The sequence below is a fragment of the candidate division KSB1 bacterium genome (genome assembly GCA_034521575.1).
Taxonomy (GTDB): domain Bacteria; phylum Zhuqueibacterota; class Zhuqueibacteria; order Residuimicrobiales; family Krinioviventaceae; genus JAXHMJ01.
On sequence record JAXHMJ010000002.1, the window covers coordinates 264,312 to 282,963 of the forward strand.

An 18,652-nucleotide genomic window follows, 5' to 3' on the forward strand; every position below is an offset into this window, starting at 1 on the left:
TACCCTTTTGATAGTGCTATTATCGAAACCGGATATTTATTTTAATAAACCACTGATAAATGTTTTGGGGTTTGGAATTCTTGTTTTAGGAGCTTTACAATATACATTCTGGCAATATATGACAGACTGGACCAGGAACGTACTGTTGGAACACTTTTATAATTTATCTGTTTTTACTGTTATTTCCACATTTTTGATTTCTGAAAGAAAGTTTTATTTGTGGGGAAAGATTAGTAAACTTGGCTTCTTTTTCGTATTAATTACCCTTATAGGAACGAATATTGGTCTTAATATGGATCCTCTTGTTGTCAGGAATTCTGCTGGCGGGTTATCCCCCGTTCAAGAGCAGGTTGCGAAGATGACAGGATCAGCAGGTTATGGATATGCGCAGGCATTTGTACTGCTAATACCCATTTTAGTTTATTATATAAAATTCCGAAAACTATTTTTTTTCAGTAGGCGAATCCTGGTAATAGTTTTAATACTGGTTTTAATAACACTTTTCAGAGCCCAGGTCTTTGGAAATGTTTTGGTCGCTTTGGCAATACTAATACTTTCATTTGGTGGATCTAAAAGAGGAAAAACAATATTCAGTACTGATTGCATTTTTTTCCATTATATATATTCCAAAAACAATATACGCAGACTTTTTCCTTTATTTGAGTGGTTATTTTGACTCAACATCTGTCATTCATTCCAAACTGACAGACTTTGCCATTTTTATTCAAATGCCGGAATTTACTACTACAACAGAAGCTGGAGGAAGAGCTGAAAGATACCCCATACTTTTTAAGGCATTTGTACCAAAACCCCATTTGGGAACAGCTTCTTCTTCAGAAACCTATAACATTGGAGGAGGTGGGCATTTATTTTGGATGAACCGCCTTACGCAATGGGGAATTTTGGGATTTAGCGCTTTTATCTATATGCTTTATACAGTTTACAAAAAAATACACTCCCTGTTTGACAATGAGTTTGGGTATTATTACTCACTTTCTATACTTGCATTTGTAATGCTGGGACTTGTGAAGAATATTGCTGGGCGTGAACCTTATTTAATGTTGTTAATAATTATTCCGGGTCTTTATTTTACACAATTTGGGGTTGATAAAAAAGGCAATTCCACAATTTAAGTTCAATTTTATTGCAATTTGACCCGGAATATGCACAATGTTTGACAAATTAATTCAACGGTTAAAACAAATCAAATAAAGATGCAAGCATTGAATGGTGAAGCAAGTTGAATAGAGTTTATTTTATCGATTTACCTAATCGCAAAATAGATACAGCAAGTTATAACAGATTTCTTTCTCTTACTAGAATGGCAGGGTATTATTTTGATACAAAAATATTCAAAGCGACAGATGTCACAGATATTTTTCGAAAAAATACACTAATAAGGGGCTTGGCCATTAGAGCAAGTTTAATGAGAGCATCGTTTAATATTGTTAAGGTAGATAAGGCTCATAATAATAGTGTTGTATATTTATTTGGTGTAGACCCGATCATGAGCATATACTATTTTATCCTCTTTAAAAGTTATAGAATTAAAATTGTAAGCGAGCGTAATGAATTACCTATTGAGATAATAAATAATAAACATCGAATAGTCTCTCTTTACAAAAGATTTCTTTATCCATGGTTATTCAAGCTTTTTGATGGTTATTCAGTAATCAGTTCACAATTGCAGAAATTTTATAGCTCCTATACAGGAGAGAGGTGTCAAATCACGCTTTTGCCGATGACTGTTGACTTTAGTAGATTCGAGAATGTCCTCATTGATAATAACAAAGATGTCAAATTCATCTTTTATGCCGGAAGCTTGGATCAAAGCAAAGATGGAATTAATCATCTTATCAGGGCTTTCTTGAGAGTTCACAAAAAACTTTTAAACTGGGAGCTTTGGATTGCAGGAATATCAGATGACAGTTCAGATATTGTATGTAGCACAATTGGAGATCCTGATTTTGAAAAAAAAGTAAAATTTCTTGGATTAGTATCACGAGATAAAATTCCAGCATTGCTATTAAGCTCTGAGGTATGTGTTTTGCCTCGGCCAGATAGCTTGCAAGCCAGGCACGGATTTCCAGCGAAATTAGGGGAGTATTTAGCGTCCGGAAAGCCGGTAATTACAACTAATGTTGGAGAGATACCAAGCTATTTATCAAAGGAAGAAGTTTTCTATATTTCAAAGGACACTATTGAAGTCAATTTAGCTGAAACTCTTTTATTCGTTTATTCGCACTATGATCAGGCCTTAGAAAAAGGTCAAAGAGGACGTCAAAAAGCGTATCAGGTCTTCAGCTTACAAAAAAATGCTGAAATTTTAAGAGATTTTATTAACGGAGTAATTTCACAGTAGACAGCAATGGATTTTTATATATCGAATAAAAGACTTAACGGGCATGATGAAAGAATTGGTGATCTTTACCTTAGCTATGAAAAATATCACCAAATAAATGAAAGAGAGTTGGTGCACGATTCTGACGAAATTTTAATTTTTGCTGATGCAAACTTGTCATTTGTTAATAGCATCTCAAAAGAGCCATCAATCGCAAAAGTTGAAGCTAATATCCACAAGCTAAAGAATGGATATATTGCCATTGTCAACAAAGAACGAAGAGAAGCGATAATTTATAACGATGTTTTTGGAATTTATCCTCTCTATTATTTAAAATCAAATAAGAGTATTATTATTTCGTCCTGTTTTCAATGGATCAAGAGTTTTTCAATGGAGAGCACTGATGATTTCGCCATTCTGGATATAATACTTTTTAATTATACTTTGATGGACAGAACATTACTTTCCGAAATCAAAAGACTTTTAGCAGGATCAAAAGTGAAAATTGATAGCTACAAGTTGTTTATTAGTGTCGATAATAATTTTGCTGAAAATTTTCATTACCAGGAGAGTAAATATAAAATATCTCGCGATGTATTTGTAGATTTACTGAATGAATCGCTTGCAAATGAAATTGCAGAAAAAAGAGAAATAAATCTCACAATGACTGCAGGTTTTGATTCAAGAGAATTATTAGCTCTCTGTATGAATCAAAATTTAAAAGTTGATACATTTACATTTGGCCAAGCGGGTAATATTGAACAAGAGACCATCAAAAGTTTTATTCACAATTTTTCCAACAAGCATACTCTGTTTGAGCTTGATGAAAAGTATATCGCGAATATTTCTAATATTTTGCGCGAGTTTATCGCTGCAAACCTTGCAAATCCAACTCTGCTAGATTTGCCTCATTATATGCACATCAGAAACCTTCAAAAAGGCTCTAATTTAATTACGGGCTTTATGGGGGGGGAAATGATGCAAGGGCAGTCGTTGGGATCGCAAGTTACGATTACAAAACTTGCCGTTGAGTTGCTATTTGCAGAAAGTGAGAAAGTGGCAAGTAGTATTCTTATAGATACTATTGGGAGTATAGGATTTTTAAATCAAAAGTATGTTCAAAGCATTGCAAGAGAATATATTGAGACAGTTTCCAAATACTTTTACAGAGATGATAAAAGAAATATTTTAACCTTTTTAGTTAATGAAAAGTTTGCAAAATTTTTTGGCACAGTCAATAATGTATATAAAAACCATAGTAATCTGATTGTTCCTTTTATGAACCCTGAATTTTTAGAATATGTGTTAAACTCGAATATTAGCTTTTTAAGAAAGCGAAACTTTAACAAGAATCCTATAGCGAATTTTCGTTCCAAAATATTTTATGCAAAATCAATAAAATACTTGTGTCCAGCACTTGCAAATACAAGGTTTGACCGACTTTATTGTGTTGATGATTTATGCAAATATTATTTAATTCCAAAGGCGGCATATTATTATGTTCAAAACCATTTGTTTCACAAAAACAAACGTATGTTTCCACGGCCCCATCATTATGATCTTTGGTACAAGCCTATAATATTGCAGGAATTAAATAGTAAACATATAAACGAAATCAGTGAAATAATCACCGTGGATTCTAATTTTACATCCAATCAATATGATGGCTTGATGCCTGCTGAAAAAAAGAAATCCGCAAATTTAGCAGGAATTAATTTAGCGCTTGGATTACTAACTCAAACTAAAGCTACTGATGAAAAAAATATTTGCGCTCACGGATTATAAAAATCACTTTGGCAGTAAATGGAAAGCGGTTCCTTACAGAAGTGGTTACGATAAAAGTTTATTGGTTCAATATTTCAAAAAATATGGCTATGAATGCGTTTTTCAGAGATTTGTCGATATTGATTTCAAATCCAAAGATTGGAAGCAAAATTTTATTATATACACTTCTTCAGAAGATGTTAGTGAAAAATATAAACAGTACATTGAAGATATTGTAACGGGATTGACTTTAGCTGGTGCGACGGTAATTCCATCCATGCACTATTTAAGAGCTCATCATAATAAAGTTATGATGGAAATTTTACGAACATTACATACAGATTCAAAATTTCAGCTTGTTCCAACCAAATTTTTTGGAACGCTGGAAGAATTAGAATATTCGCTAAGCCGAGGAGAGCTAAAATTACCATGTGTCATCAAATCAAGTTCAGGCGCAATGAGCAGGGGAGTTCAGATAGCACATTCGGAAGCTGAGGTAATCCAGAGAGCAAAGAAATTGAGTCGCACACCTTTGCTTAAATTTGAGCTTAAAGATAAACTACGGCAATTCAAGCATAGAGGATATGTACAAGAATCGCCATATCAGAAAAAGTTCATTATTCAACCCTTTGTGCCAAATTTGAACAATGATTGGAAGGTATTGATTTATGGGGATCAGTATTATGTCTTGAAGCGTCATATAAAACCGAATGATTTTCGAGCAAGTGGCAGTGGTTTGAACTACCTCATTGGAAAAGACTCGGAACTGCCATTTGATATGTTTCCTTTTATTGAAGAATTTTATAACCAGTTGAGTGTGCCGCATCTTTCGCTTGATTTTGCATTCGATGGTAAAAAAGGATATATTTTCGAATTTCAAACAATTTATTTTGGGACATCAACACAGCACAAATGCCGGGAATATTTTTGCAGGGAAGGAGACGAGTGGGTGGTAAAACCAAAAGAGTTTGACCAGGAGGAAGCCTACGTCTGGGGAGTTGTGAAATATTTGGAGAAAAATAACCATTTGTTGGCCTAATAATTTTTGATATGAAAGTATTATTCGTTTCCAGCGGCAACAATCAATGGGGCATTACGCCGATCGTCAAGGCGCAGGGCGAGTCGCTGAAAAAAGAGGGCGTTGAACTGGACTATTTCACCATTCAAGGTAAAGGAGTCTTGGGCTATCTTGGAAATTTGCCTGCTTTGCGGGAAAGGATAGAGTCGTTTGAGCCAGACCTTGTCCATGCGCACTATTCGCTTTCGGCGATCACCGCTTCTTTCGCTTGCACGAAACCAATGGTCGTCTCCCTGATGGGCAGCGACACGGTTATTTCACATTACATGAAATGGATCATTGCTCTTTTTGCACGACTAAAATGGCAACGGGTCATTGTCAAGTCACGCAGCATGTTGGATAACATTGGTCTGCGTTTCGCCGAGATTATTCCCAACGGCGTAGAAACCAACTTTTGGCAACCGAAAGAAAAAGAATCCAGCAAACGCAAGGTTGGCTTTGATATAGATCATCCTCAAGTGGTTTGGTTGGCGGAATCCGAAACGATATTCAAAGAATTACCCATTGGCAGAACAGGCTATTGGTCTGGTGGTAAATGAGCGGCTGGAATTCAAGGTCATTCATCATATCCAACATGTCGAGGTGCTTGACTATCTCAATGCCGCAGATGTCTTGTTGTTGACTTCACGCTGGGAAGGTTCACCTAATATTATCAAAGAAGCAATGGCCTGTAACTGTCCGATTGTAGCGACCGATGTCGGCGATATCCGAGAGGTGTTTGGGGAAACGGAAGGATGTTATCTCACCTCGTTTGATCCGCAGGATGTGGCGGATAAGCTAAAAACCGCATTAACTTTTGCTGAACAATATGGCCGCACCAAGGGGAGGCAGCGAATTTTTGCTATCGGGCTGGACTCCACGACTGTTGCGCGCAAATTGATTTCAATTTACGAAAAAGTACTTGAAGAATAGTAGTAAACCCGGTGTTATTATAATTGAAGGTCATGTCCAGGGCCTTGCCAATACGCGCGCCCTGGGTCGCGCCGGTATTCCCGTAATTGTCGTTGATACATCCGATTGTATTGCACGCCATTCCAAATATTGCCGCTCGTTTTTTAAATGTCCCGGTTTTTTAGACCCTCACTTTATCGACTTTCTTGTTGAATTGAAGGAACGTGAGACGCTACAGGATTGGCTTTTACTGCCGTCAAACGATCATGCAGTTTATAATATTGCCAAACATCGAAAAGTTTTGGAATCACACTTCAAAATGATTACACCAGATCTATATACGATTGAAAAGATTTATGACAAACTGCAACTTGTTAATCTGGCAACAACATTAGGACTACCAACTCCGAAAACCGTGGCGGGAAAAGTTGAAAATTCTACAACTCTGCATTACCCTGTCATAACCAAAGGGCGGCACGGATTTTCATTCTACAAGACAGTGGGAACAAAAGCAATTTTATCCCACGATTCGACTGAATTGAGTGTAAACCTGAATCGGCTTAAAGAACGATGGCCATTAGAACAGTCGTTTACCCAGGAAGTCATTCCGTTCGACGGCACAAATAGAACCATATCGTTTGCAGCATTTAGCGTTGCCGGAGAGATCAAAACGTTTTGGATGGGGGTCAAATTGCGAGAGCATCCATTGCGTTTTGGAACAGCTACCTTTTGTCAAAGCCTTTATCAACAAGAATGCCTGGATCAATCTGTACCGCTATTACACGCAATGAATTATACAGGCGTGTGTGAGATCGAGTACTTGCGTGATCCACGCGATGGCCATTTCAAACTCATTGAAATTAATGCACGCACATGGCTTTGGGTGGGATTGGCTGTTCACTGTGGAATCAATTTCCCTCTTTATATTTATAATTATGTTAACAATTCTCCAAATGAGTTTCCTGCTACCTATCCAACAACTATCAAATGGCGAAATTACTGGACTGACTTGATTTACTCGATTAACGACATTCTTGCCAATCACATGTCATATAAATCATATAGAAAATCACTAAAAGGCGAAATCATTGATGCTGTCCGATCAAAAGATGACCCAAAACCTTTTCGAGCAATGACTCGAATGCTTCCCAAATTGGCTTTATCGCGATAGCATGGTACCGTATTACTCACCCAATATAAGCCTTAAAACTATTTTCAATGTTTTTTTACAGCGTGACGCTGAAAAGACTGTTGTCAAGTTCTTTCAGCAATTAACTGGCAAAAAGTATGTGCTTTTAACAAGTTCATGTCGTGCTGCATTATACGTGGCCTATCAAAGTCTGAACCAAAGAGGAGATGTGATAGCTTCACCTTTGACGTGCAAATCTGCATTGGAGCCAATCCTTGCCTGCGATAATTTGATTATTTTCTCCGATATTAATCCTGATTCGTTCAATATAAATCCAGAGTTGCCGAACAAGCTTGGAGAAGACGCATTTGCGATTCAAGCTATTCATCTTGGTGGTATACCAAATGAAATGGTGAAAATTGTCGCATTTGCCAGGCGGCATAACCTTTTTATTATTGAAGATTGTGCTCAGGCTCTGGGGGCATTCATTGGTGAACATAGCGTAGGAAGTTTTGGGGATGTTGCTTGTTTTTCGTTGATAAAAACTGGATATGGTATTGGCGGAGGCGTACTAGCAACTAATGATAGGGAGATTTATTCAAAGGCTACTCAATTGCAAAATGGCTTTAAAAAATTTTCTGCCAAGGTTGTTTTGTTTAGATTAATTCGTTCTCTTTTAGAGACAATGCGTCCCTGCGGGCTATTTGACTCTATCTATAGATTATTAATGAAATCTAGAAAACACTCTGCAATGTTTATGCAAGAACGCCAAACATCAAATTTTGAAATCTATTTAAGGCGACCGTCTAAATTATTTTTTCAGCTTTTTGCAGCTCAAATACCAAAATTAAATAGATACTGGAAAATGCGCAGGACTAAAGCAAAAGAACTTGCAAAATTATTTGAACTGGATTTTTATCAATCAATCATTAACTATCCAATATTTATACCGTCTTTTACCAAGTTCTATACCAAAATATCACTACCTGCTTACGAAATTATTCCCATGTTATGGCAGAAAGGTATTGAGGCCAAACATCTGGAACATAAATACTTATCATTTTACCAGCGGCGCTTTGACAATGATCCTGATTTTAGTGAATGTCAGAATCTAAACATGTGTGATAATTATTTTAAAATACATGATCATATTGTCTCGCTGCCACTTTTTGAAAAAATGACAAAAAAGCAAATGACCATTATAAAACGGGAACTTGATGCCATCCGAAAAACCAATCATCTGGTTTGATATAACCAACGTACCACATGTAAACTTTTTAAAGCCGCTATACAAGCTTTTAAAAGATCGTCATGACATTCTGTTCACTGTTCGAGATTTCGCCGAGTCAATAGGTTTATTCAAATCGCAAATTGCAGAACCTTTCATCAAAGTCGGTGAGCATAAGGGACAAAACAGAATTCGTAAGGTGTTTGGCGTCTTTGAACGAACATATCAATTATTCAATTTTGTTAGGGAATTTGATATCAAGATATCTGTTGGCGGCGATTCATCTTCTCTTTATGCAAAGTTAAGGCGTAAGCCATCTATTACTTTTGATGATAACGAGAAAGCACCAAACTGGCGTTATAGCCATTTTTCCGATTTTGCTTTTTGGCCTGAAGCGATACCGATTGAAGATATTTTAAGGCAAGGTTTTAGGCGTCATAAATTGTATCAATATCATGGTTATAAAGAAGATATTTATGTCGCAGACTATATTCCAGATCCGTCGTTCCTAAAACAATTACCTTTCGACAACTATGTCGTAGTGCGGCCGGAAAATATTCAAGCTAATTATGTAAACGGAAACAGATCATTAGTACCCAATTTACTTCAAGGTTTAGCAAATTCTGGTATAAACATACTTTTTCTTCCGCGATATAAACATGATATAGACTATGCTTCTGGATTTAAAAATGTGTGCCTGCCAGATAAGGCTTTGAATGGTCTTGATGTCTGTTATTATTCTGATGCTGTGTTAACTGGAGCAGGAACACTTGCCAGGGAAGCCGCCTGTCTTGGTGTACCGTCATTTTCTTTCTATGCCGGCAAAGAATTGCTCACAGTGGATAAAAAAATGATCCATGATGGGCAAATGTTTTTTTCTCGCGATGCTGATGAATTGGTTAACAAAGTGCTAAAATCAAGTAAACAAGAGCCCGATTTACAGCGTACAAGAAAAATTCAAGAAGAAGTCAAGGGCAAATTATTCCAAGTATTGGATGAATTCGGTATTGCATGATTCAATCAGTAAATTGCAAAAGATTGAAAAATGAAAAAAGAAGACTTTTGATAGTTTTGGGAAAAAGAGGATGAGAGAATGAAAAAAGCAGTGTTGATAGACCACAAGAATTTTAAGTAAATGTCGGAAGAACCAAACAAATATAACTATAACCTAAATTGATCGATTTATAAGGGCACCAAATAAAACCGGCGCAAAATGTTGCCGGTGCCGTCTTTTTCTATTTGTTTTCATCTGAAATAACTTCTTATTACGCAATCAACCTTGCTTTTTGAACTGATTTTTCATTAAAGTCAGAGAATTATCAGTGTAACGGCATACTTCTCCCATTGTTTAGCTCTTTAATACGATTAATTTTTATTATGTTTTACGTCACAAATGCGGGTTCATACTCCTCAATGAATGACCATAATTTTAAAATCTTCAGGGAATCATAGACTGTCTGTGTTACCCTTAGTATAATTTTTCCGCCTGTTGTCACAATTTTGGCTGCAAAATCAATCATGATCCGACGAAAGGAATTGGGGTAAGCGGTAACTGGTACTGCTTCACAGGGGATGTCCCTTTTATATGCTTCAAAAAGAAAATGGCTGATGATCATCAAATAGTAAAAAACTCTATTCATACCGAAACGCTTAAATGGTAACTGTTCTCTTCCAGCAAATTCTTTCTGTGATCGGTGTACTAATTCAGCTCTACCTCGACTGTGGTTTAACTCGATAATCTTTTCGGCCTTGAGATAATTGCCACTACCAGCATTGATTAGTTTTTCATCCAGCTCACTGTTTCGGCCTATATTGGTATAGATTACTGAATCCGGTTGTGCAAAATCAAATAAGAGTTGACCATTTTCCTCAGCTTTCTGAGAGGTAAAAATACAACGGCGAAATGTCTTCCATGATTTGAGGCGATTAGCAAATTCGACAAAAGTCCATGTCTGTCTATAAGAACGAAAAGCATCATAACTAAGATTGTTAACATATTGTTTAATATCGTTATATATTTTCCCGGCACAAACATAATGAATACCAAGGCGTTGTTCAAAGAACCGAAAGTTCTGGTCATCCATAAAACCACTGTCTGTTAGCAGAATGATTGGAACATCTTTATAGCGACGTCGAATAGCTTTGACCAGACGCCCCACTGACTTTATAAAGTCGCTGCCATGATTACAATGAACATCTCCGGCTCGGAACAGCGCATCAACAACATAAGGCCCCCAACTAATTTGCATAGGCTGGAATCCTTTTTTATTTTTATAGGTCACATTTGAGCCTTCACGCTTTTTAGCGCCGTCATTGTCGAAAACTACGCTGTCACCAAAAGAATAACTTCTTTGGGTTGTTCAATAATAAGTCGCCAAATAAACATCTCCAACAAAAGAGACCGAAATATCATTTGCCCAACAAAACTGAACTTGCGAAACATCCTTTTGATTTGATGGGATGTTGCCATTTGTTCCGGGCGATTTTCGAGCACGGCAGCATAGGCTTCATCGTTTTTTCGACGATCAAAAGAACAGATTGACATATCCGTACCATCAATAAACCAAGCAAAAAGCTGTTTGACAAACTGACGGTATCCCAGTCCTTTAGAAGAGCCTTTTAAAAAGCTAAAAACGTTTTCAAATAGAGAATAGAATCGAATTTGGTCAATATATCTAAGAAAAAACAACAGACCACCACGACCGCTAATTTTATCTTTTGTGATCTCAATTTTTGATATTTTAGGTTGCGTTGTATCGGTTTTTTTCTGCATATTATGGCTACCTTTTGGGTTTTGTTGTTATTCTTTTTATTGGTTACACAACTAAAATAATAACAAACTATTATAAACCCAAAAGGTTTTTTATTTTTTTAAAAACCGCTCAATTTAGGTATAACATTGGCTATTTCAAGATGAATTTTATAGATGCTCTTTAACTCTCCCGTCTTTCTCGTCTTTCTAACTATTGTAATATCGCTGTTTTATTTTGTGCCTTAGAGCTATAAAAAATAGTTTTTTGCTATTTTGCAGTTACATATTTTACGGATATTAGCACTGGCGGTGCAACATCGACGACGTTACACAGCTGAACAATAAGTAAAGATTTTGCGGGATTTACAGAGGAAAGAAAAGTATTGCATATTGTGGTCGCATTAGATAATCAAGAACAATATATTTTGATTATAACGGTTTATGAGCCAAACAGAGACAGATGGGATGATTCATTGACGAAAAGGAAAAAAGAATGAAATGTGCATTTTGCAAAGGAGAGCTGTTAAACGGGAAAACGGTGCTTACATTTCAAATGAGTGAAAATCGGATTATTGGGGTCAAGAATGTACCCGCTCTGATTTGTGAACAATGTGGCGAAGAGTCTGTTGATTTCAAGGGGTCTCAAATTGTAGAGAAAAATGTAAAGAATGCAGTGTCCGATGGAATGGTCATGGGGTTTATTGACTATAATGACGCAGCTTGAAAGGTTCAGGATATCGATCGATTTAATAAAGAATGTAACTGTTGATGTGATAAGAAGGTTTAAAGTTATAAGGAACAGACAGTAAAAAGTAAGAAGAAAGCAGTATTGTAAGCATGAAAGTAGAATTTGACAGTTCTCGTGATTTGTTATATCTTTATTTTACATCCAAGGATACAAAAATTGCAAGAACCGAAATTGTGTCTCCCGGTGTTCATATTGATTTTGATAAAAATGATGGACTTGTTGGAATAGAAGTCCTTGATGCGAGTGAATTAATGGATCAAAAAATAGAGTTTGATCTCAGGTCACCACATCTGGAGTTAGAAAAACAGTAATGTAGCACTTTGGAGAGGAGTAAGCGTTAAAAGGTATTCATAGAATACGGTTGAAATATTCAAGAGGGGAAAAGAAAGGATTGAGGAGTGAGTATGGGGTGCGAGGTTTGAGGGTTGAATGCTACCGCATCCGGGTTTGTTATCCTTTTCATCCGACCAGTTAAAACATGCCTGATTTTACTTTAAAAACCTATCAAAAATTGATGCAATCGGTAGTCGATGCCCCGATTCTTACGTTTGAATCCTTTATTCAGAATCCACACCAATACGGCATCATCCTGCGTCATGACGTAGACCGGCGTCCGGAGTATGCGCTGGCCATGGCACAGCTTGAAGCGGAATATGGAATTCGAGGCACGTATTATTTTCGCATTGTGCCGGAGAGCTTTCAGCCGCATATTATCAGGCAGATTGCCGAGTTGGGGCATGAGATTGGGTATCATTATGAGGATGTTGATTGGGTAGTAAGGAGTAGGAAGTATGGAGTAAGTAGAAAACAAGTTTTAAGTGATAAAGTGTCAAGTAGAAAGAAAGTTTCAAGTGTTAAGGAAAGAGTAGTAGGTAGTAGGAAGTATGGAGAAAGTAGGAAGACAGTTTTAAGTAGAAATAAAGTTTCAAGTTTTAAGGAAACAGAAAAGTTTGAGAAAGAGTTAGCTGATAGAGGAATTGAGAGTTTTGAGCGGAATTTGGCGAAGATGCGCGAGGTGGCGGATATTCGTACCATTTGCATGCACGGGAGTCCGTTGTCGAAATGGGACAATCGGCTGCTTTGGGATTATTATGACTACCGGGAGCTGGGTCTGCTCGGCGAACCTTACTTTGATATTGATTGGAGTGAGGTTTTTTATTTGACGGATACGGGACGTAGCTGGGATAATCGGACTGTGAGTGTGAGGGATAAAGTTTTCAGTGAAACAGTAGGTAGTAAGAAGTATGGAAAAAGTAGAAAAAAAGTTTCGAGTGTTAAGGAGAGAGTAGGTAGGGAAAAGTATGAAGAAAGTAGAAGGAAAGTTTCAAGTGTTAAGGAGAAAGTAGGTAGTAAGGAGTATGTAGTAGGTAGCGGGAACAAAAATTTGCGGTTTCGGCGGACCGGGGATATTGTTCAGGCGATTGAGGATGGGTGGTTTCCGGATAAAGCCATGATGACGGTGCATCCGCAGCGGTGGACGAATAGCGTCTTACCGTGGATTAAAGAGTTGTTTTTACAGAATATTAAGAATGTGGTAAAAAGAGCACTGGTGAGAAGAAAGTTTTAGGGAAAACAGAGGACAGAGGGCGGAGACTGAGGGAGAGACTAAATGACTGAGAGACAAAGTGACTGAGAGATAATAATAAAATTATTCTAATTTATTATTGGAGGGAAAGTGAAAATACGTTCACATCGGGAATTAGATGTTTACAAGCTTGCATTTGAATCAGCGATGAAGATATTTGAAATAACAAAAGGTTTCCCAAAAGAGGAAAAATATTCACTGATAGATCAAATGCGTCGTTCATCCAGGTCAGTGTGTTCAAATATTGGTGAAGCTTTTCGAAAACGGAGGTATCCCAAAGCTTTTGTCTCTAAATTATCGGATTCAGAGGGTGAAGCAGCTGAGACTCAAGTATGGCTCGATTTTTCGTTGAGATGTCAATATATAAACGAGGATTTTTATAAAGATCTCGATACAACATATGATCATATAATTGGAAAGATTGTCAATATGTCCCTTCAACCTGAAAAATGGAAATATTAAAATGTCTCTCTGTCTCTTTCTCTTTGTCTCTTTGTCATAATTGGGCAGAATTTTAAGAATGTGGTATAAAGAGCACTGGTGAGAAGAAAGTTTTAGGGAAAACAGAGGTCAGAGGTCGGAGGTCAGAGGTCAGAGGACAGGGGGCAGCAAAGACTGACGTCTGATGTCTGTTTTCTGGAATCAGAGATACAGCAAATTTCCTTGACACCTGGATATTTATAATGTGTAAATAAAGAGAGGGGGTGAGTTCTGTGAGGATTAATTCTGCAAAGGATTTGAAGGTTTATCAGAAAGCGTACCAACTCGCGATGGTGATTTTTGAAATAAGCAAATCCTTTCCAAAGGAAGAAAAATATGCTCTAACGAATCAAATTCGAAGATCTTCGAGATCTGTTTGCCTAAATTTAAGGGAGGCATGGGCGAAAAGAAGATATAAAGCTCATTTTATCAGTAAATTAACGGATTGTGATGGTGAAAATAGTGAAACTGAATCTTCGTTGGATTTTGCAAAAGACTGTGGATTTATAAGTGAGGAAACCCATCAAAAGCTAATTTCACAAAATCATGAGGTCGGAAAGATGCTGGGCTCCATGATAAAAAATCCAACCGGATTCATAAAAACTGACGTCTGATGTCTGATGTCTGTTTTCTGGAATGGTTTGGCAGAATTTTAAGAATATTATAAAATTCATTTTTGTTCAGAGTAAAAGACTGAGGGAATGAGAGACAAAGCGACTGAGAGATAATAGCAAAATAGTTTGAAATATATTATGGGGGAAAAGTAAAAAAATTTGCATAAAAAGAAATAACTGTTTAACTTTGCAGAGCTAACATTTTAGAATGTACAATCGGGAATAAGTGATTTTATGCATAATAAAAATCTTCGAGAAGAGACGCGTAAACTTTTGGAGCAATCTCCGTTGGCAGATGGGGGGATTGATACAAAAGTCCGGCAACTTTTAAAATCCGAATACCTGCGTTTACTGGCGCGGTATCGGAGAGTGGATTCTAATATGATCGAAAAGTATGGTATGTCATTTGATGAATTTATTAATCGAAAGATGGTAAGCAAAAAAGGATATACATGGGATATAGAAAGTTTTAAGTTTTAAGTGGGGGGAAGTTTTAAGGACAAATATGGAATGAATGAGTGTAATGCTTCAGTTGGAATTGGAAAAGTGTGGTTTTAAGTGACTGAGAGACTGAGTGAGGAGAGTAAGCAGTAGGCAGAAATTAAAAGTCAGAGGACTGAGGTCAATAAGTATTAGATAGTAGAACAAATTGACAAGTGAAGAGTTAAAAATAAATTAGTAGGGTCTGAGTTATTCAGAAAATGTAAATCGCGAAATTTATTTTTAATGCTTTACCATTGATTAAAATTAATCGTGATTTTGATTATAATGAAGCGCTTTCGTTTGCTGGATCTGATATTAATGCTAATTTATATTTATTTTTTAATAGGAGAGTGAATTATGGAAGCCATAAAAATCAGAAGAAGAATTAGTTCAAAAAATCTACGTATAAATGAATTAGAAAAATTAATGGGGCAGGAAGCGGAAATAATAATTCTACCTGTTGAAGAAAGAAAAAAGACCGCCGTTAAAAAAATTTTAAAATATGCGGGCTCAATTAAAAGTGGTGAAAACCCCGATATTTTCCAAAAAAGAGTGCGTAAGGAATGGGAAAGCAGGAAATGAATATATTGCTGGATACTAACATTGTTATCTATTTTCTTAAAGGCGAAAAGAAAGTAGTAGAAAATGTAAGAAAAGCAGAAAATATTGCAATTTCTTTTATTACAGAAATAGAACTTAATTGTTATGATGCAGAACCTGATGAGATGAAAAAAATCAGTTCATTTCTTCAACAAATCGAAATTTTTTATCCTGTTCCGGAAACTGTAAAACATACAATAAATATCCGTAAAAGCACTGGTTTAAAATTACCGGATGCAATAATCTGTGCTCAATCCTTACAGCATAATTATACGCTTTTTTCTAACGATAAAAAAATTCTGAATAAACCTTTAGAAATGAAAGCAATCAACCCTTTGCGATAGTTTGTAATCATGGAGAGTAACAAGAATACATACTTTTACATCTGGACTTGTTTGGCAGAATATGAAGAATGCTGTTAAGTATTTTATTGTGAAAGAACCAAAGACTGAGATACTGAGGGAAAAAAGTGACCTGAGTGACGAAGAGACTACGGGACGGAGGGACAAGAATATCGGAAGATTGGAAGGAAAAGAACGGAAGATTGGAAGCGAGGAATGTAGAGGGCAGAGGCTTGCCCTGTGAAATGTGAGTGTGCGAACATATTTCACTGGGGTCGGAGATCAGGTCCGATCGTAGCTTGGCTGTTAAAAACCTTATTTTAGTCTTTTACACCTTAATAGCCTGAATATTAGCCATGAAGTAAACCTTATTACCTTATTTACCTTATTTGAGTATTTGAGATGAAAATAGAATATAATTTGCAGAAGCTTGCCCTGTGAAATGTGAGTGTTCGAACATATTTCACTGGGGCCGGAAGCCAGTAAGGAGTAAGAAGTAAGCAGTGGCGGGAGTGGGAGACGAAGGGACTGAGGGACTGAGAGACAAAGGGACGAAGAGACGAAAGGACGAAGGGACAAGGCTCTAAGTCAAAAGGAAAAAGTAAAAAGTGAAAAGTTAAAAGAGAATAAGCCGATTGCAGATTTTCGATTGCAGAATTCAGATTTAAAAGATTCAGCGAAAAATCCGCAATCCGATATCAGAAATCCGCAATCGACGCTTCGGTTTCGGCATACGAAGGATATTATTGCGGCGGCGCAGCGGGGGAAATTGCCGGAGCAGATAATGATTACGGTGCATCCGCAACGGTGGACTAATAATCCGATTTTGTGGGGGAAAGAGTTGGTTTGGCAGAATTTTAAGAACGTAATAAAGAAGGCTGTTGTTTTGAGGGGTCGGAGGGCAGAGGTCAGAGGACAGCGGTCAGAGATCAGAAAAAAGAGGTCAGTAAAAGATTGACGTCTGACGTCTGATGTCTGATGTCTGGACTGGTTTGGCAGAATTTTAAGAACGTAATAAAGAAGGCTGTTGTTTTGAGAGGTCGGAGGGGCGGAGGTCAGAGGGCAGCGGTCAGAGATCAGAAAACAGAGGTCAGTAAAAGACTGACGTCTGATGTCTGATGTCTGATCTCTGGTTTCTGGAATGGTTTGGCTGTTGGCAGTAGATAGCAAGAAGTATGGAGTAAATAGAGAGAGAATTTAAAGTGTCCAGAATACATAGAATTGTTGGTTATGAAAAAGGCGGGGGAAAGGTATGCCGACCGTACTGCGAATTGGGCCATTTCGATTTCATTTTTATTCTGACGAATCAGAAGAACCGCCGCATATTCATGTGGCAACGCCCGATGGTGAATGCAAGTTCTGGTTGAATCCTGTACGACTGGCGAGGAACAAAGGTGTACCTCAATATGTTATCAATAGTATAGAAAAAATTGTATTTGAGAAGAATGAATTTTTACAGGAAAAATATCATGAATTCCACAAAAGTTAAAAATATTTCCGTTGAGCCTTCCGCTATAAAAGCCTGGGCTGATGAGAGAATGATCTATGTAAAATTGACAGACGGTCGCATTATAGGATTCCCTGCTGATCGATTCAGGATTTTGAAAAATGCCTCGGATAAAGAGCTAAAAGAAGTCGAGATAAGACTCAATGGTTACGCGTTACGCTGGGAAAAATTGGATGAAGATATTACAGTCCCGGGTATTGTTTCCGGGAAATTTCAACTATCGGGGTGAGGAGATACAAGTTAGTCTTGTCAGAGGACAGAGGTCAGAGGTCAGAGGTCAGAGGACAGAGGGTAGAGGACAGAGGGCAGAGGTCAGAGGGCAGAGGGCAGAGGGCAGAGGTCAGGGGGCAGCGGTCAGAGGGCAGCGGTCAGAGGGCAGAGGACAGGGGACGGAGGTCAGAGGTCAGAGGTCAGAGGTCAGAGGACAGGGGGCAGTAAAAGACTGACGTCTGACGTCTGATGTCTGTTTTCTGGAATCAGAGATACAGCAAATTTCCTTGTCAGTTTGATATTTATAATGTGTAAATAAAGAGAGGGGGTGAGTTCTGTGAGGATTGATTCTGCAAAAGACTGTGGATTTATAAGTGAGGAAACCCATCAAAAGCTAATTTCACAAAATCATTCGGAAAGATGCTGGGCTCCATGATAAAAAATCCAACCGGGTTTATAAAAACTGACGTCTGATGTCTGATCTCTGGTTTCTGGAATGGTTTGGCTGTTGATGTTTACAAGATTACAGATCATGGAGAATTCAAGCGGGATTTTGAGTTGAAAGATCAGCTGCGTCGGGCTGTTGTCAGTATTGCGAGTAATATTGCTGAGGGCGAAGAGTCGGGCACGAATAAACAGATAGTATAAAGAAGGAAGAAAAGAGTAAGAAGCATATAACGTTTAATCGTTGAATTGTTGAAACGTTTAGCCAGTGTGCCTGATGAACGGTTAAACGCAAAAGTATGTTTATTATAATAGAAAATCCAACTAGTCTGTAGCTGAGGTTCAGACTCGGATTGAAATTGCCTGTGAAATTGGCCACATTTCAAGAAAAATGTGGATTGATTTGGATCGGAAATGTGAATTCATATCAAAAAAATTGCGTCGGTTGATTCAATAT

Annotated in this window: 21 protein-coding genes and 1 pseudogene; 20 read left to right on the forward strand and 2 right to left on the reverse strand. The window is 37.4% G+C overall.

Going from position 1 to position 18,652, the window contains the following annotated elements; translation table 11 throughout:
- Window positions 1–560 precede the first annotated feature (560 nt).
- The 9 genes from U5R06_03895 (at window position 561) to U5R06_03935 (ending at window position 9,446) form a co-directional block, all read left to right on the forward strand.
- Entirely contained in the window at window positions 561–1,133 is a 573-nt protein-coding gene (locus tag U5R06_03895; GenBank protein ID MDZ7721976.1) for a hypothetical protein, read from the forward strand.
- 107 nt (window positions 1,134–1,240) lie between these two features.
- Window positions 1,241–2,362: a glycosyltransferase family 4 protein gene (locus U5R06_03900; GenBank protein MDZ7721977.1), complete on the forward strand. Its 1,122-nt coding sequence runs from the start codon at window positions 1,241–1,243 to the stop codon at window positions 2,360–2,362.
- A 6-nt stretch (window positions 2,363–2,368) separates the two neighbouring features.
- Entirely contained in the window at window positions 2,369–4,126 is a 1,758-nt protein-coding gene (locus tag U5R06_03905) for a hypothetical protein (GenBank protein ID MDZ7721978.1), read from the forward strand.
- Window positions 4,095–5,144: a hypothetical protein gene (locus tag U5R06_03910; GenBank protein ID MDZ7721979.1), complete on the forward strand. Its 1,050-nt coding sequence runs from the start codon at window positions 4,095–4,097 to the stop codon at window positions 5,142–5,144. The genes U5R06_03905 and U5R06_03910 overlap by 32 nt, the downstream gene beginning before the upstream one ends.
- Before the next feature lie 11 nt (window positions 5,145–5,155).
- The gene (locus U5R06_03915) at window positions 5,156–5,722 is read left to right on the forward strand and encodes a glycosyltransferase (GenBank protein ID MDZ7721980.1); all 567 of its coding nucleotides are present in this window, start codon (window positions 5,156–5,158) and stop codon (window positions 5,720–5,722) included.
- A complete protein-coding gene (locus U5R06_03920; protein ID MDZ7721981.1) occupies window positions 5,688–6,095 on the forward strand; it encodes a glycosyltransferase in 408 nt (135 codons plus the stop codon). The genes U5R06_03915 and U5R06_03920 overlap by 35 nt, the downstream gene beginning before the upstream one ends.
- Entirely contained in the window at window positions 6,085–7,245 is a 1,161-nt protein-coding gene (locus U5R06_03925) for a hypothetical protein (protein MDZ7721982.1), read from the forward strand. Before U5R06_03920 ends, U5R06_03925 begins: the two co-directional genes overlap by 11 nt.
- 1 nt (window position 7,246) lies before the next feature.
- Entirely contained in the window at window positions 7,247–8,452 is a 1,206-nt protein-coding gene (locus tag U5R06_03930) for a DegT/DnrJ/EryC1/StrS family aminotransferase (protein ID MDZ7721983.1), read from the forward strand.
- Window positions 8,421–9,446, forward strand: a complete 1,026-nt coding sequence (locus U5R06_03935; GenBank protein MDZ7721984.1) for a DUF354 domain-containing protein — start codon at window positions 8,421–8,423, stop codon at window positions 9,444–9,446. The genes U5R06_03930 and U5R06_03935 overlap by 32 nt, the downstream gene beginning before the upstream one ends.
- Before the next feature lie 367 nt (window positions 9,447–9,813).
- On the opposite strand, the pseudogene U5R06_03940 reads toward U5R06_03935, so the two are convergent.
- Both U5R06_03940 and U5R06_03945 read right to left on the reverse strand, forming a co-directional pair.
- A pseudogene (locus tag U5R06_03940) lies at window positions 9,814–10,716 on the reverse strand (transposase).
- Between the two features lie 38 nt (window positions 10,717–10,754).
- Window positions 10,755–11,204: a hypothetical protein gene (locus U5R06_03945; protein MDZ7721985.1), complete on the reverse strand. Its 450-nt coding sequence runs from the start codon at window positions 11,202–11,204 to the stop codon at window positions 10,755–10,757.
- A gap of 472 nt (window positions 11,205–11,676) precedes the next feature.
- Here U5R06_03945 and U5R06_03950 point away from each other — a divergent pair, with 472 nt between their 5' ends.
- The 11 genes from U5R06_03950 to U5R06_04000 all read left to right on the forward strand — a co-directional run bounded on the left by U5R06_03950 (window position 11,677) and on the right by U5R06_04000 (window position 18,399).
- On the forward strand, window positions 11,677–11,907 hold the full coding sequence (locus U5R06_03950; protein MDZ7721986.1) for a YgiT-type zinc finger protein: 231 nt from the start codon (window positions 11,677–11,679) through the stop codon (window positions 11,905–11,907).
- 113 nt (window positions 11,908–12,020) lie between these two features.
- Window positions 12,021–12,242, forward strand: a complete 222-nt coding sequence (locus U5R06_03955; GenBank protein ID MDZ7721987.1) for a DUF2283 domain-containing protein — start codon at window positions 12,021–12,023, stop codon at window positions 12,240–12,242.
- A gap of 167 nt (window positions 12,243–12,409) precedes the next feature.
- The gene (locus U5R06_03960; GenBank protein ID MDZ7721988.1) at window positions 12,410–13,498 is read left to right on the forward strand and encodes a hypothetical protein; all 1,089 of its coding nucleotides are present in this window, start codon (window positions 12,410–12,412) and stop codon (window positions 13,496–13,498) included.
- A 108-nt stretch (window positions 13,499–13,606) separates the two neighbouring features.
- Window positions 13,607–13,978, forward strand: a complete 372-nt coding sequence (locus U5R06_03965; protein MDZ7721989.1) for a four helix bundle protein — start codon at window positions 13,607–13,609, stop codon at window positions 13,976–13,978.
- A gap of 242 nt (window positions 13,979–14,220) precedes the next feature.
- Window positions 14,221–14,610, forward strand: coding sequence for a four helix bundle protein (locus U5R06_03970; protein ID MDZ7721990.1), 390 nt, complete (start codon window positions 14,221–14,223; stop codon window positions 14,608–14,610).
- A gap of 234 nt (window positions 14,611–14,844) precedes the next feature.
- On the forward strand, window positions 14,845–15,090 hold the full coding sequence (locus U5R06_03975; protein ID MDZ7721991.1) for a hypothetical protein: 246 nt from the start codon (window positions 14,845–14,847) through the stop codon (window positions 15,088–15,090).
- Window positions 15,091–15,450: 360 nt separating this feature from the next.
- Complete coding sequence (locus U5R06_03980) at window positions 15,451–15,675, forward strand: hypothetical protein (GenBank protein MDZ7721992.1); 225 nt, start codon at window positions 15,451–15,453, stop codon at window positions 15,673–15,675.
- Window positions 15,657–16,037 carry a type II toxin-antitoxin system VapC family toxin gene (locus U5R06_03985; GenBank protein ID MDZ7721993.1) on the forward strand — a complete coding sequence of 127 codons (381 nt, stop codon included), beginning with the start codon at window positions 15,657–15,659 and terminating at the stop codon, window positions 16,035–16,037. Before U5R06_03980 ends, U5R06_03985 begins: the two co-directional genes overlap by 19 nt.
- Window positions 16,038–17,286: 1,249 nt before the next feature.
- Window positions 17,287–17,523 carry a DUF4160 domain-containing protein gene (locus U5R06_03990; GenBank protein ID MDZ7721994.1) on the forward strand — a complete coding sequence of 79 codons (237 nt, stop codon included), beginning with the start codon at window positions 17,287–17,289 and terminating at the stop codon, window positions 17,521–17,523.
- Window positions 17,504–17,770, forward strand: coding sequence for a DUF2442 domain-containing protein (locus U5R06_03995; GenBank protein ID MDZ7721995.1), 267 nt, complete (start codon window positions 17,504–17,506; stop codon window positions 17,768–17,770). Before U5R06_03990 ends, U5R06_03995 begins: the two co-directional genes overlap by 20 nt.
- Before the next feature lie 482 nt (window positions 17,771–18,252).
- Window positions 18,253–18,399 (forward strand): four helix bundle protein, encoded by a 147-nt coding sequence (locus U5R06_04000; GenBank protein MDZ7721996.1) that lies wholly within the window; start codon window positions 18,253–18,255, stop codon window positions 18,397–18,399.
- Window positions 18,400–18,652 lie beyond the last annotated feature (253 nt).